At 51.1% G+C, this 13,973-nt stretch carries 11 protein-coding genes; 5 read left to right on the top strand and 6 right to left on the bottom strand.

The window, feature by feature from the left end; all coding sequences use genetic code 11:
* Window positions 1-27 precede the first annotated feature (27 nt).
* The 4 genes from D5270_RS00620 to D5270_RS00605 all read right to left on the bottom strand — a co-directional run bounded on the left by D5270_RS00620 (window position 28) and on the right by D5270_RS00605 (window position 5,019).
* Window positions 28-738, bottom strand: coding sequence for an alpha/beta hydrolase (locus tag D5270_RS00620; protein WP_166542276.1), 711 nt, complete (start codon window positions 736-738; stop codon window positions 28-30).
* Window positions 739-887: 149 nt separating this feature from the next.
* Window positions 888-2,576 carry a glutamine--tRNA ligase/YqeY domain fusion protein gene (locus D5270_RS00615; RefSeq protein ID WP_166542275.1) on the bottom strand — a complete coding sequence of 563 codons (1,689 nt, stop codon included), beginning with the start codon at window positions 2,574-2,576 and terminating at the stop codon, window positions 888-890.
* A gap of 34 nt (window positions 2,577-2,610) precedes the next feature.
* Entirely contained in the window at window positions 2,611-4,056 is a 1,446-nt protein-coding gene (gene gltX / locus D5270_RS00610; protein WP_166542274.1) for a glutamate--tRNA ligase, read from the bottom strand.
* A gap of 144 nt (window positions 4,057-4,200) precedes the next feature.
* Complete coding sequence (locus D5270_RS00605) at window positions 4,201-5,019, bottom strand: M15 family metallopeptidase (RefSeq protein ID WP_166542273.1); 819 nt, start codon at window positions 5,017-5,019, stop codon at window positions 4,201-4,203.
* Between the two features lie 304 nt (window positions 5,020-5,323).
* Between D5270_RS00605 and D5270_RS00600 the strand changes: the two genes are divergently transcribed.
* Window positions 5,324-5,959: a gamma-glutamyl-gamma-aminobutyrate hydrolase family protein gene (locus D5270_RS00600; protein WP_166542272.1), complete on the top strand. Its 636-nt coding sequence runs from the start codon at window positions 5,324-5,326 to the stop codon at window positions 5,957-5,959.
* Between the two features lie 109 nt (window positions 5,960-6,068).
* Entirely contained in the window at window positions 6,069-7,055 is a 987-nt protein-coding gene (locus D5270_RS00595) for an aldo/keto reductase (protein ID WP_166542271.1), read from the top strand.
* 643 nt (window positions 7,056-7,698) lie between these two features.
* Here the strand turns inward: D5270_RS00595 and D5270_RS00590 are convergent.
* Entirely contained in the window at window positions 7,699-9,285 is a 1,587-nt protein-coding gene (locus D5270_RS00590; protein WP_166542270.1) for a methyl-accepting chemotaxis protein, read from the bottom strand.
* A 51-nt stretch (window positions 9,286-9,336) separates the two neighbouring features.
* Complete coding sequence (locus D5270_RS00585) at window positions 9,337-10,497, bottom strand: extracellular solute-binding protein (protein ID WP_330587300.1); 1,161 nt, start codon at window positions 10,495-10,497, stop codon at window positions 9,337-9,339.
* A gap of 310 nt (window positions 10,498-10,807) precedes the next feature.
* Between D5270_RS00585 and D5270_RS00580 the strand changes: the two genes are divergently transcribed.
* Genes D5270_RS00580 through D5270_RS00570 form a run of 3 tightly spaced genes read left to right on the top strand, consistent with a single transcriptional unit; the run spans window position 10,808 to window position 13,665 of the window.
* Window positions 10,808-11,743 carry an alpha/beta hydrolase gene (locus tag D5270_RS00580; RefSeq protein WP_166542268.1) on the top strand — a complete coding sequence of 312 codons (936 nt, stop codon included), beginning with the start codon at window positions 10,808-10,810 and terminating at the stop codon, window positions 11,741-11,743.
* The gene (locus D5270_RS00575) at window positions 11,733-13,019 is read left to right on the top strand and encodes a hypothetical protein (protein ID WP_166542267.1); all 1,287 of its coding nucleotides are present in this window, start codon (window positions 11,733-11,735) and stop codon (window positions 13,017-13,019) included. The genes D5270_RS00580 and D5270_RS00575 overlap by 11 nt, the downstream gene beginning before the upstream one ends.
* Entirely contained in the window at window positions 13,006-13,665 is a 660-nt protein-coding gene (locus tag D5270_RS00570) for a DUF6320 domain-containing protein (RefSeq protein ID WP_166542266.1), read from the top strand. The genes D5270_RS00575 and D5270_RS00570 overlap by 14 nt, the downstream gene beginning before the upstream one ends.
* The last annotated feature ends 308 nt before the right edge of the window (window positions 13,666-13,973 follow it).

Raw genomic sequence — 13,973 nt, 5'->3', positions numbered from 1 at the left:
TTTTACACTCTCGGATTATTTTTATCACTATATTTTCTTCAAATACCAGTCATTGACAATTTTTTCGTCGCCATCACCCATAAATGCGTGCTCTCTGCCGGGTGATACAGTCAAATCACATCCATGAGCCTGGGCAAACTTCTGTATAACCTCCTCAGACTGAAACCAGTCTTTCCCGCCATACAGAATGGCTGTTGGAATATCCCACGCTGTAATGGGATTCGCCTTTACATACTGGTAATAATCCCACCGTAAAGGGTCCACCGGGTTACTGGCCTCGCCCTTTTTCCGCAGCTCGTCCTCTGTTATACCAAACTGTTTCATCATTTTCTTCACCAGGAACTCCATGTCCACAATAGGCGACTGGAACAGGCATTTCGCTATCGGCAGTCTTCTATATGCGTGCAGGCTGAAAAATGCTCCCAGGCTTGATCCAAAGAGGCAAACAGATCTCCAATGCTCAAACGCATACCCAGCGATCAGTTTAAGGTCCCGCGACCCGTTCCAGATATCGCAGTGGCACTCATGGTCATTTGCGCGCTCACCGTGCTCGGGGAGATCGAAGCTCAGGGTCTGATATCCTTTTTCTTCCGCGATAACGGCAAAATCCTCGGCAAATTCCTTTCGGGACATCTTGCCGTGGACGTGGATATAGGCCTTGTCAGCCTCTCGCCCCCAAGTTAAAGCTGGAATACCGCCGATACTCAATTTCTTGACTTCAATAATATTTTTACTCATATCCTTGTTCCTTTATATACGTAATATCTTATATATATCGCATATATACAAGGCTTCGGGACTTCAGTTTCGCTCCATGCTGGTCGTCCCTAAAAAGCCCCGCATGGAGCTGAAACAATGGCAAGCCGCATAGCTGCTCCTTTCCAGGCTTATGGCTTAAAGCTGTCCTTGAGTTTCACAGAACGGTTAAACACCAGGCTGCCGGGTTTGCTGTCCCTGCTGTCGGCGCAGAAATATCCCTGCCGCATGAACTGGTAGCTCTCTCCAGGCTTAGCCCCGGCCAGCGACGCCTCTGCCTTACAGCCTGTCAGCACCTCTAACGAATCCGAGTTCAGATAATCCAGAAAGTCACCTTCTTCCGGGTTGTCAACGGTGAACAGATTGTCATATATACGCACCTCGGCATCAACAGCGTTCTTGGCGTCCACCCAGTGTAAAGTTGCTCCCTTTACCTTGCGTCCGTCTGCAGGGTCGCCGCCACGGCTGTTCGGGTCGTACTCCGCAGTTATTTCTATAATATTACCATTTTCATCAGCCGTAAAGCCCGTGCACTTTACAATATATGCACCTTTCAAACGGCACTCCGGTCCATCCGGATATAGACGCTTATACTTCGGCACCGGCTCCGCCATGAAGTCCTCTGCCTCTATCCAGAGCTCCCTTGAGAAGCTTATCTCTCTGCTGCCGTCCTCAGGACAGTTGGGATTGTTCTCGACTGTAAAGGTTTCAACCTTGTCAACAGGATAATTAGTAATCACAAGCTTCACCGGGTGCAGCACCGCCATAACCCGCTGAGCCGTCATATTCAAATCCTCTCGAAGGCAATACTCCAGGAAGGCGTACTCCACCGTAGAAGCGGCTTTAGACACACCGTTCCTCTCGGAAAAGCTGCGGATTGCCTGAGGAGTATATCCCCGGCGGCGCAAACCGCAGATAGTCGGCATCCGCGGGTCATCCCAGCCGTCCACATATCCACCCTCCACCAACGCCCGAAGCTTTCGCTTGCTCATGACCGTATGGTCTATCCCCAGGCGTGCAAATTCAATCTGTCGAGGCTTTGAAGGCAGGGTTACATTTTCAATGACCCAGTTATAGAATGGCCTATGGTCCTCAAACTCCAGGGAGCATAACGAGTGGGTTATGTGCTCCATCGCGTCCTCAAATGGATGTGCATAGTCATACATTGGATAGATACACCACTTATTACCTGTCCTATGGTGCGCAGCATGGTTGATACGGTATATCACCGGGTCGCGCATATTGAAGTTGCCGGAGGCCAAATCTATTTTTGCCCGGAGGGTCATGCGCCCATCCTCAAACTCTCCGGCACGCATACGCCTAAATAAATCCAGGCTCTCCTCCTTGGGTCGGTCCCTGTATGGGCTGCTGGCGGGCGTATTCAGGTCGCCGCGCATCTCTCTCATCTGCTCCTGTGAGAGCTCACAGACATAGGCCAAACCTTTTTCAATAAGCTCAATGGCACCCTCATACATCTCTTCAAAATAGTCTGACCCATAGTAAAAACGGTCTTCCCAGTCATAGCCCAGCCAGTGAATGTCGTCCTTTATGGCATTTACATACTCCACATCCTCTTTAGTGGGGTTTGTGTCGTCCATCCGCAGATTGCATATGCCACCAAAACGCTGGGCTGTGCCGAAGTCCACATATATAGCCTTTGCATGGCCAATATGCAGGTAACCGTTGGGCTCTGGCGGGAATCTGGTATGCACCTTCATTCCCTCTGTGCGGCCCCCCGGCCCGATATCCTCCTTCACAAACTCATCAATAAAGTTGGTGCTGACGACCTCAGTATTTTCGCCTTTATATTCCTCGCTCATTATATTACCTTCTTTACACATTTATTTTATCGAATTACGCCAGCTTGCCAAGCCCAGCCCTAAGCCTGCGGAGAGCCTCATCCCTGCCCAGCAGTGCTAGTATTTCCATGGCCCCGCCTGGTGTCACAAGCTTGCCCGCAGCCGCTATGCGCACAGGCCATAGTAATGTGCCATTCTTAACCTCCAGCTTTTGGGCTAGACCTATCATCGCTTCGTGAATCGTGTCCAGCTTCCAATCGGGCAGCTTCTCCAGCACTTCTATGGCTGACTCAAGCATCTTGGGCGAATTTTCCAGGTTAGTCTTCGACTTCTTGTTCACAAAGAAATCGGTTGGATAGTCCGGCAGCTCCTTAAAGAAAGCTAATAGCGCAGGTATCTCATTGAACTTCGTCAGCCGAGCCCGCAGTATAGAGTCCAGCACATCCCAAGGCTTCTCCCTATCCCCAAATATCTCCTTATAGCAGGGCATCGCGTGGGCAAGAAAATCCTCGCTGCTCATGGCTTTGATATACTCACTGTTAAACCAGTTGAGCTTGTCATAATCAAATACCGCCGGAGATTTGCTGATACGGTCCACCGAAAAATTCTCCACCAGCCCTTGCAGGCTGAATACTTCCTGGTTATCTCTGGGGGCCCAACCCAGCAGGGCAATATAGTTGGTAATGACCTCCGGCAGATAGCCGTCCTGCACAAGCCCCTCAAAGCTCGTGGAGCCGTGCCTCTTTGCCAGCTTCGATGTGGTACCATCTTCATTGCGGCCCATTATCAGCGGCAGGTGGATATATGTGGGCTGCTCCCATCCCAGCGCCTCATAAAGCATCTGATACTTGGGCGTGGATGTCAGATACTCGCTGCCTCGCACCACATGGGTTATATTCATCAGGTGGTCGTCTATAACATTTGCAAAGTTGTACGTTGGATAGCCGTCTGCCTTGATGAGTACCTGGTCCTCTATCTCCTTATTCTCTATAGTTATCTCTCCAAATACCTCGTCTTTGAAGGTAGTAGAGCCGGTAAGCGGCACCTTCTGCCTGATAACATATGGAGTCCCCGCGTCCAGAAGCTTTTGAACCTCCTCCTGCGGAAGCTCACGGCAGTGGCGGTCATATCCACCGAATCCCTGCTCATGAAGCTGCTCCAGCCGCTCCTTGGTGCAGAAGCAGTAGTATGCCTTCCCCTCCCTCACCAGCTGCTCAGCATACGGCTTATATGTGTCCAGACGTTGGCTCTGGATGTATGGGCCGTACTTACCGCCTATATCAGGTCCCTCGTCGTGCTTCAGCCCAACCTTCTCCAGTGTGCGGTAGATTACGTCCACGGCACCCTCCACGTAGCGCTCCTGGTCTGTATCCTCCAGGCGGAGTATAAAGTCCCCCCCCTGGCTCTTAGCTACCAGATACTCATAAAGGGCCGTGCGCAGGTTGCCCACATGCATAAACCCCGTAGGGCTTGGGGCAAATCTTGTCCTTACATTGCTCATGGTCTTCCCTCTTTTCACTTCATTAGCTTTGCCTTTTATCATACAATAAACCGGCGTGATTGGCAAGATATAATTTAGCCGTCCTGGGCATAATTTTACCACAAGACGGCTGTTTACAGCGATTTTAACTCTGCTTTTAGCTACTTACGCAACTCCCTGGTCCTTCAGATACTGAACATACTCCTCAAGGCACATATTCAGGCGGTTCATTTCCCTGGCGTTCTCAGCACCCACATACCTGTAATGCCAGCTTTCGTTGTCTATTCCTGTAATTTCTACCTTATCCGAACGGTAACGCTGCACAAAGCCGTAGTCCTCCGCATATTCACTCAGCCATCTGTATGTGTCTGTCTCCTCAAAGGCGTCATCCACATCGTTTAAGTCCACCACAAATCCGGTATGGTGCTCACTGTGCCCGGGGCGGGCTATGGTACGCAGTGAAAGCTCTCTAGCCTCTTCCTCAGACATACCGTTATTCATATGCTGCTCTATTTCCCGGTTTAGTATTATCTCCTGTTCCTCCACGCTGCGGTAGCCCGAGCATATCCACAGACTCACACCGTCCTCCTGGGCGGCGCGCATCATTGCACTTAGCTGGTCATATACTCGGATGTCAACGGCTTCCTCGCCTATAAAGCTTGGAGTCACTTCCCAGTTTTCCGGCAGCTTAACCTCATCGTTCACCAGCACCAGGAACGGGTCTGAAAGCTGCTGGAAGCTGCTTTCCTCCGGCTTCACATCCTGCCTTGTATATGCGTCCTGCTGGCTGCTGCTTTCAACGCGGATAGGCGTACCGGCAGTCTGCTTTACAGGCATATCAGCGCCGCCGTCAGCAAAGCTCAGCGATATAACCACTGCAGCCATACACGCCAACATTGCCCCAATAACAATTAACGCCGCCAAAGTTTCCTTAGCCCGCCGCCTCTGCTGCCTTGAGCGCCGGGAAATATTATTTTCTGCCATATTGACCATCCTCTCTGTAATCTGTTTGCAAGAAGAATATTCTTGACAGAAAAAGACTGCCGGCTGTACAATACTATTGCACTTTCTTTTCTGCCATCCAAGGGTTAGACAGAAAATCATTTAAAAAGGTAAGCAAAATTTTTTTGTTCCAAAGCATATTATAATGTGTAACCGTCTGCAAGTCAACGGATACTCTGTAAACTTTCCTGTATGCACAAAAAATCGTTCTACAATATGCGACAAGTTTTTACAAATTTCCACAATATATCGTACTTTACTATTTTTTCAGCAAAGGAGCGCACCAATGAAAAAAATTTATATTTACGGAGACCGTGAGAAGCGTTTAAATTATGTTGAAGCTCTTGAGGACTGCGGAGCTCAGGCGGTTGTATCCACAGATGTGCGTGATGCCGAAAGCTGCGACGCCCTGCTTCTGCCCGGAGGCGCTGACATGGACCCCAGCTTCTATGGCGAGGATAACCATGGAAGTAATGGCATAGACCGCGGCCTAGACCTCACAGAGCTGGCGTTAGTCAATGCCTTTCACAGCCGGCCTATTCTTGGCATATGCCGCGGTATGCAGGTGCTGAACGTGGCCTTTGGCGGCACGCTGATACAGGACCTCCCCACCGCCGCTGTACACCGCTGGCAGGAGTGTGACCAGGTACATATTGTCTCCGCTCCAAAGGACAGCTTTCTTTATAGTCTATATGGCGAGCATTTCTCCGTCAACAGCGCACATCACCAGGGTGTCTCCCGACTTGGTGACGGCTTCAGCATAGCTGCTATAGCCCATGACGGAGGTATAGAGGCTATTCAATGGCCTGAAAAGCGGATATATGCCGTACAATGGCACCCCGAGCGCCTCACTCTGCATCATAAGCGAGCAGATTCTGTTGATGGTAAAGATGTATTTCAATTTTTCCTGGGAAATATATAGCTGCAAAAAATGCTGAAAAAGCATAGATTGCTATACAAAAGGAGTATTGGACATATTAGGCTAGCCGCGATATAATAATTAAAAGAATACTACAAACGGAGGAATTATAGTGAAATATACAAAACTCGGCAATTCAGATTTGAGCGTTTCACGAATCTGTATGGGCTGCATGGGCTTCGGCGACCCTCAAAAGGGAATGCACTCATGGACGCTTGACGAACATAATTCAAAAGTGATAGTAAAGCGTGGGCTGGAGCTTGGCGTCAACTTTTTCGACACTACTATCTCCTACCAAGGCGGCACTGGCGAAGAATATCTCGGACGAATCCTGCGGGATTTAGCCAGGCGTGAGGATGTAGTCGTTGCTACCAAGTTCCCTCCCCGGACCCAGGCAGAGATTGACGCCGGAATAAGCGGAAGTCAGCATGTACAGAATATGTTAGACCAGAGCCTTAAAAATCTTGGCACGGACTATATTGACCTTTACATCGTCCATTCCTGGGACTATAACACCCCGATTTTCGATATTTTGGACGGTCTAAATAACGCCGTAACGCTGGGCAAGGTCCGGGCCATAGGCATCTCCAACTGCTACGCCTACCAGCTGGCAAAGGCCAACGCCCTGGCTGAAGCCCACGGATTTCCTAAATTTGTGTCCGTTCAGGGCCACTACAACCTGATTTTCCGTGAGGAGGAGCGCGAAATGGCACGGCTCTGTGCCGAAGACAATATTGCAATGACTCCCTACAGTGCCCTTGCATCAGGCCGGCTGGCAAAACGTCCTGGTGAAAGCTCCAAGCGGCTTGAACAGGATTCCTATGCCAAAGGCAAGTATGACGCCACCGCCGGGCCGGACAGCCAGATTATCAACCGGGTATCGGAGCTGGCTGATAAATATGGTGTAAGCATGACAGAGATTTCCCTGGCCTGGCTGCTGACAAAAGTAACCTCACCAGTGGTGGGCGCTACAAAACTTCACCATATTGAGGACGCTGCAAAGGCGATTGACTTGGAGCTTACACCCAGCGAACTGCAATACTTAGAGGAGCCGTATGTTCCTCATAAGCTGGTTGGGGTTATGGCGCAAAACTCATAATGCGCACCTAATCATCCCCCTAGTAGGGATAACTCCTAAATAGCATGGAAAGTTTGACGCCATATTACAATCACGGGCTGCCGGGTGGTGCCTATAAACGACAGAAAACTTCTTAAAAGCCTGTTTATGAGCCGCAGATAAGGTGGCACCAGCGCGACATGGTACGCGGCTAATAAGATGGGGCTACACTCACACAATAAATGCCACCGGCTTCGCCGGTGGCATTTATTGTGTGGAAGCAACATTTAATTCATTTTTGACTATTTCTTATTATGGGGAATCAGAAAATTCGGCTTTTACCGTATCCCCCGGCAACTTTTGTAGAGCTGGAGCTCAAACATCCGGCCGACATTGGCAGCAACACGACAAGCCATTCATGATATGCTTTATGTGCTTCATGTCCAGAGCGATTAGGCTACACCACATTTGGCACAGATACCATAAAATACGCTATGGTCAGCGAACCTTTTATTATCCTCCAAATCATTTGGGGTTTCAAAATTAACGTACAAATAATAAACTATCTATAGGCGTTATTTTCGCTTAAACCTTCCCCAAAATAATCCCAAAACATCGAAATCTATAGCAGGACATACCGATAGCCCCCACTATTCACGCCACTTTCTCCAAGCACAGCACCACTTTATAGATTCGCCAAATTTTCCATCTGCCTTTGCAGTTCTCCCACAATCTCCTCATTTGTGGACATTCCCCGAGTGATCCCAGCCATATCCTCAACCAGGTTTTGAGTCCGCCCTGCCGCGCTGTGCACGCCCTCCGCCGCGCCGCCGATGGCGTCGGAAATATTGGCGATGGAGCCGGCTACCTCGTCCATAGCTTCCCGCAGACGCTCTACCCGGCTGTTGAAAGCTTCGATACTTCCCTCTACATAAATTGCATCGTCGCGGTACTGCTTGCCAGACTCCGCCGAACGCTGGAACTGCTCAAGCACTGCATGGCCCAAATACTCCACCAGCTCCTGGGCGCTGCTGGAAAGATAGTCAACCGCCCCGGTAACTACGCCATTCACCCGCTGGATGTGTCCAGCAGTTTCCGCACACGAATCGGCCAAGGTGCGTATCTCCCGGGCTACCATGGCAAAGCCTTTGCCTGCTTCCCCTGCCCGGGCCGCTTCAATTGCCGCATTGACTGCAATCAGGTCGGTTGATGAAGAAATAGAGAGAATGTCTTTGGTTAGACTGCTGATTTCCCCAACGCTTTTGCTCTTTTCGATAGCTGTGCCCAGCTGGGATATAATTTCCTCTGTCCGCGCCCTAACCGATTCCATATTGTTGCGGGCGGTTTCCTCAACCTCCTCGGCTCTCCCCCGCATTTCCACCGAATAAGCTGTAATTGCGGCACACTCCTCTGCCATGTCCTGGGCGTCTGCCCGGGTTACGGCAGCGCTTCCACTGATAGTCTCCGTGCTTCCGGAGACCTCCTCCAAAGCGGCGGAGAGCTGAGACGTTAGGCTAGAAAGTGCCTGCACGCTGCCGCTGGAGCTATGGATGCGGTCATGCACCTGCCCCACCACTCCGCCCAGCCGCTGGGAGCTGTCCTGCAGTGTTCCTATAGCCTGACGGATTGGGACCATAACATATTTCTTTACGATACGGAATGCCGCCACCACCAGGATGATACCAGCCGTCAGGGTGCAGGCGCTGATTATCAGCGAGGTAAGGTATACTATAAACAGCCTGTCCCGGGCCTCACCCGCCAGAGTGCTGGCAGATGTATACAACTCATCTATCCGCTTCTCTGCCGAGCTTCCGTAAGACGCCACGTCTCCATTTGCCATGGCATAAGCCTCCTGGGTTTTGCTGTCCGCGCTGGCGCATACCAGCCTTACCAGAGCGTGCTTGAAGGCGTCATAGTCCTCTAAAAGCGCCTGATACGTCTCGCTCTCTTCTTCTCTGACAAAGCTTTCGTATGCATCCAGTCTTTCGTCCAGTGCCGCCTCCTCGTCTTTGATTTCCTGCACCAGCTGAATCATAGTGCTGTGGTCCGCCGCGACGATATGCGATAGGGCCAGCCGGTGTATTCCCATCATCGACCGCCGTATCTCCTCCAGCTTGGTCTCGCTTGCCATGTAAGTATCAACTATAGTACCTGCGTTGGCATTGACGTTGTTGACGCCGAATACAGCCAGTATGTTGGAAAGCAGCGCCACAAGTCCAAGCAGAACAATAGGCAGTATCAGGCGCTGCTGCAGGGTAAGCTTGCCTTTCATTAAATCCCCTCCGAGAAATATTATAGGATATATGCTACAATATAAAGTTCCCTATCGTGCCGTAACTCCCTCCACAAGCCTGTCCAGCTGTTCCTGCAAGGGAACTTCACCCGGATTACCTTGGGCCATATTTCCGGCGAACTCAGTAACCGGGTCCCAGAATTTTCCTCCTACCCGCTGCAGCTGTGAAAACTCAGACTGGGCTAGCAGTGCCGCGATTGCCGGGGAACCCTGCACTTCAGGGGAATTTGCCGCGTTTATGTTGGAGGGTCCCTGCCCCCTTACTGCAAAGCGGCGGGATTGCCCGCTCTCGCTGGTAATCCATTCAGCCAGCCGGGAAGCCCACTCAACCTCAGGCGAATAGGCGTTGACTCCAATCAGCTTGCACCCAGAGAAGGATGCCATCTGGATTTGCTGTCCGGCGCAGTCAAAGGTTGGCAGCTTTGCCGCTCCAGTGTTTTTTTCCCCCCAGGCCTCTTCCACTGCCACCGCGTTCCATACGCCGCTGACACCGGCCGCCACTGAGCCGTCCTGTACCCCTGCCAGAAAATCCGTGTCCAGCCGGCTGGCAAATCCCGGGCTGGCTGCAATATCCAGCATAGCCTGCGCCACGTCAACCCCGCAGATAGGCCCTTCGGTACTATTCCAGGTACAGCTGTTGGTAATACCGTCGTCGTTTATCCGCACCTCCATGCCGGTATTGCCAAAAAAGGCATACACATACCAGGCAGAGGACCAATCCATGGTTACCACTTTCCCGGCCTTTGCCGCCGATTCTATCAGGCGGTTAAAGTTCTGTATGTCCTCGTCTGTAAAATAAGCTTTATTATAATATAAAAAATACCCGTTGTCCGCAGTCAGCGGATAGGCGTAGAGCTTACCGTCCACGCTTGCAGCTTCCACAGCGGCAGGCAGATTTGCGCTGCCAATACCTGCCGTGTCCTCAGGAGGCTCTAGGGCTCCGGCTGCAGCCAGTGCCGCCAGCTGGTCGTCCGCAAAGGCGAACACGTCCGGCCCGCCCTCCAGGTCAGCCAACAGTGCGTCTTTGCAGCCGGATTCGCTCTGGGCCTGATAGGTAAACTCAAAATCAGCCTGTCCCGCATACTGTTTTTGGAATGAGCTGAAAAGCTCCCTAAGTAACTCCTCATCTTCCTGAGCTCCCCACACCGTTAGGGCCACCGTCCCTGACGCGGGCTCAGCCTCCTGCTGCATGGGTTCCCGGCTCGTACAAGCTGACAGTAACAGCAGTACGCCAGCAACCAGTAAAAAGAGACTCTTTCGGACCATAAATCATCATGCCTTTCTATGACTTTTGACAGCAGCGCCAGACGGTCACCGCAAAGCGCAATTCTAGTGTATTATACCATATTATGACTTACCTGGCAACCCTTTTGATGTCTTCCCATCAAAGTGCATAATACAATTTGACAAACCCAAATCACAGGAGTATAATATAATAATAAATACATTGTATCAGCAACCGCTGTATTTACTAAATCACCTGGAATAAAGAGGAAACCATATGCCCATCAATAAAGCCATGCTGGCAGCACTTAGCCTATTGTCCTATCCTGAGCTGGACATAGAAAGAACGTACCTGGTGGAGCGCAAGCTGCAAAAACTGACCTCGCGCCGAGCCAGAAAGCCCTGGCTCTATAGGATATGGGAGCATACTGTGCCCTCCGGCGAGAGCCATATTCCCATGCGCATTTTTACCCCCAAGCAGCGGAAGATGGCTTGTGTCCTGCTGTTTTTTCATGGCGGGGGCTGGGTTACGGGCTCTATTGATTCTTATGACGGTATATGCGGCGATATGGCTGCCCAGACCGGCTGTGTTGTGGCTTCGGTTGACTATCGGCTGGCCCCTGAACACCGCTTCCCTGCGGCAGTGGAGGATTGCTATGCTGCCGCCCGGGAGGTTTTCCTGCACAGCGGCCTGCTGGATGTGCCACCTGAAAACGTGGTACTCATAGGTGACAGTGCCGGTGGAAACCTGGCTGCCGCGGTCTCCCTTATGGCCCGTGACAGAGGTGAGTTCCTTCCCACCGGGCAAATCCTAATCTACCCCGCAGTAGGGAATGACTATTCAGAGGATTCCCCTTTCCCTTCCGTGCGGGAGAACGGGACAGGCTATCTGCTCACTTCCAAGCGTGTGCGGGATTTTTTCGCCCTGTACCGCAACAGTGAATATGACCTGGAAAACCCCTACTTTGCGCCGCTGACCGCAAAGTCCTTTGTAGACCAGCCAAATACCCTGATAATCACAGCCGAATTTTGTCCCCTTCGAGACGAGGGCGAGGCATACGGCGACAGGCTGCGGGAAGGTGGTAACCATGTGGAGACCCACAGAATCCCCGACGCCCTGCACGGCTATTTCTCTCTCCCGGTATGGTTTAAGCATGTAAAAGAGACGTATGCTATCATGAATTCTTTCCTGGAGGAAAATTATGATGGATAGAAATTATCTTCCTTGGTGGCGACTGGACAATGCTGCAAAGATATTTCCCTCCACCAGCTCGGCTCACGACTCTAAAGTGTTCCGCTTTTTTTGCGAGCTGGAGGAAGATGTAGAGCCTGCCGCCCTCCAAACCGCCCTTGACAAAACTATGGAGCAGTTCCCCATCTACCGCTGTGTGCTAAGGCGGGGATGGTTTTGGTATTATCTTGAGGAAAGCCCTTTGCCTGCCCTGGTGCGCCCGGAGCAGCTGCCACCCTGTTTCCCCATCTACCCCTCTCCCCGGCGCAGCCTGCTGTTTCGCGTGCTATACTACCGCCGGCGCATAAGCCTGGAGGTGTACCATGTTTTGTCTGACGGAGCCGGGGCTCTTGATTTTTTGCGGGTACTGGTCTACGAATATCTTTATATACGGCACTCTGATGATAACCTTTCCGCCAACTGCGTACCAGTTTTAGGTATATCCGACCAGCAGAAGGAGGCGGACAGCTTCCAAAAATACTATGAAAAACCTGCAAGACGGTTTGGCCTCTCTCCTTCCGCTTATCAAATACCTGGCAATCGCCTGCCCAAAAATCAGCTTGCCATACTGGAGGGAAAAATTTCCGTTAAAGAGCTTTTGGCCTGCGCCCGGGCCCGGAAGGTTACCATTACCGAACTGCTTACTGCCGTCCTGCTTCGCTCCATCTATGAGGGGATGCCGGTACGCAGCCGGAAAAAACCAGTGGTGGTTACTGTCCCTGTAAACCTGCGGAACTATTTCCCCTCGTTCTCCTCACGTAACTTTTTCGCCATTATCCACGTAGGCTATGATTTCAGCAAAAACAGCACCGACCTTGAGGCAGTGCTGGACCAAGTGAAGCGCAGCTTTCAGGAAAAGCTTACAGTAGAAAAGCTGAAAACGCACGTAGACAGCCTATGTGCTCTGGAACATAATTTTCTTGCACGGATTGCACCGCTGCCATTGAAGGACGTGGTGCTTCGGTATGCCAACCGCATTGCCGCCCGGGCAGCCACTGTCTCCTTCTCCAATGTCGGTAAGCTCTCCATGCCCGAGGGCTCGGAGAAGTATATACGGCAGTTCGGCGTCCTCACCTGTGCAGGATGCCTTCAGGCCTGCTCCGTCTCCTTTGAGGACAGCTTTGTTATCACATTTGCCAGCCCCTATCGCTCCAGGGAAACAGAACGAATCTTTTTTCAAGAGCTTTCCCGGCTGGGGCTTGATGTAACGCTGACTACAAATATAGAAAAAGAGGTGGAGCAAAATGCTGTTCTGTGAACAATGCAGGGTGCATGTGAAAGGAGCCCTTCACCGCTGTCCTCTCTGCCAGAGCCCACTGTCGGGCACGCAGGAGGAAAATGTCTACCCTGTGCTTCTGCCCGCCAAAAGGACTATGCGGATGTTTCTGCGGCTTGCTGCCCTGGCTACCGTTGTGGTTGCCGTAATCTGCTCCGCTGTGAACTTCAGTTTACCACAAACCGGCTGGTGGAGCGTGTTAGTCATTGCCGCCTTAGCCAGCACCTGGCTGGTATTGGGGGTCACAGTCCATAAGCGGGGCAGTCCTATGAAAGCTATTGTCTGGCAGCTGGGAGTAATATCTGTCACCACCTTTTTATGGGATGTATTCACCGGCTTCGCCGGTTGGTCCCTGGATTTTGTGCTGCCCATATTTATTCCCTGCGCCCAGCTAGCCGCCTTTATTGTGGCGATGGCACTATGCCTGCGCCCAGCAGAATATCTATTCTGTATGACCTTCTGCATTCTTGCAGGCTTTCTCCCTCTGTTACCATTGTTATGCGGTGCGATTGGAATTATTTACCCGTCTGTTATCTGCGTGGGTATCAGCCTTGTGGCCCTGGCAGGGTTGCTCTTGTTTAAGGGCCGGGAGCTGAAGGACGACGCGGTGCGGCGTCTGCATCTATAGGTCGCCTCTCGCAAGGGGGTAAATTGCTGTGCGAGTACAGTCCGATAGCTAATAATATTTTATAAGAAACTATTATTGACATCTCGCGATATATGTGGTAAACTAATGTCAAAAAGGCATTGTCAACAACACAATCATAACAAAATTAACGAACTTCCGACGGAACGATGGTAAACATGTTTCCTAGAATTCTGAAAGTCACCCGACTTAATCAATAACAGGCAATGTCATGCTGTAGACGTTGCCTGTATCACTGTTTTTGCCCAAACTTTATTGGCTAAATTTTCCTATATTTCCTTTATAGGAGG

It is taken from the genome of Acutalibacter sp. 1XD8-36 (genome assembly GCF_009917525.1).
Taxonomy (GTDB): Bacteria; Bacillota; Clostridia; order Oscillospirales; family Acutalibacteraceae; genus Acutalibacter.
This window is presented reverse-complemented; position numbering and strand designations above follow the sequence as displayed.

Excerpts from the sequence above, each read along its gene's own strand:
- D5270_RS00620 (WP_166542276.1), bottom strand. The coding sequence starts at position 738 with ATGAGTAAAAATATTATTGAAGTCAAGAAATTGAGTATCGGCGGTATT.
- D5270_RS00615 (WP_166542275.1), bottom strand. The coding sequence starts at position 2,576 with ATGAGCGAGGAATATAAAGGCGAAAATACTGAGGTCGTCAGCACCAAC.
- gltX (WP_166542274.1), bottom strand. The coding sequence starts at position 4,056 with ATGAGCAATGTAAGGACAAGATTTGCCCCAAGCCCTACGGGGTTTATG.
- D5270_RS00605 (WP_166542273.1), bottom strand. The coding sequence starts at position 5,019 with ATGGCAGAAAATAATATTTCCCGGCGCTCAAGGCAGCAGAGGCGGCGG.
- D5270_RS00600 (WP_166542272.1), top strand. The coding sequence starts at position 5,324 with ATGAAAAAAATTTATATTTACGGAGACCGTGAGAAGCGTTTAAATTAT.
- D5270_RS00590 (WP_166542270.1), bottom strand. The coding sequence starts at position 9,285 with ATGAAAGGCAAGCTTACCCTGCAGCAGCGCCTGATACTGCCTATTGTT.
- D5270_RS00585 (WP_330587300.1), bottom strand. The coding sequence starts at position 10,497 with ATGCAGCAGGAGGCTGAGCCCGCGTCAGGGACGGTGGCCCTAACGGTG.
- D5270_RS00580 (WP_166542268.1), top strand. The coding sequence starts at position 10,808 with ATGCCCATCAATAAAGCCATGCTGGCAGCACTTAGCCTATTGTCCTAT.
- D5270_RS00575 (WP_166542267.1), top strand. The coding sequence starts at position 11,733 with ATGATGGATAGAAATTATCTTCCTTGGTGGCGACTGGACAATGCTGCA.
- D5270_RS00570 (WP_166542266.1), top strand. The coding sequence starts at position 13,006 with ATGCTGTTCTGTGAACAATGCAGGGTGCATGTGAAAGGAGCCCTTCAC.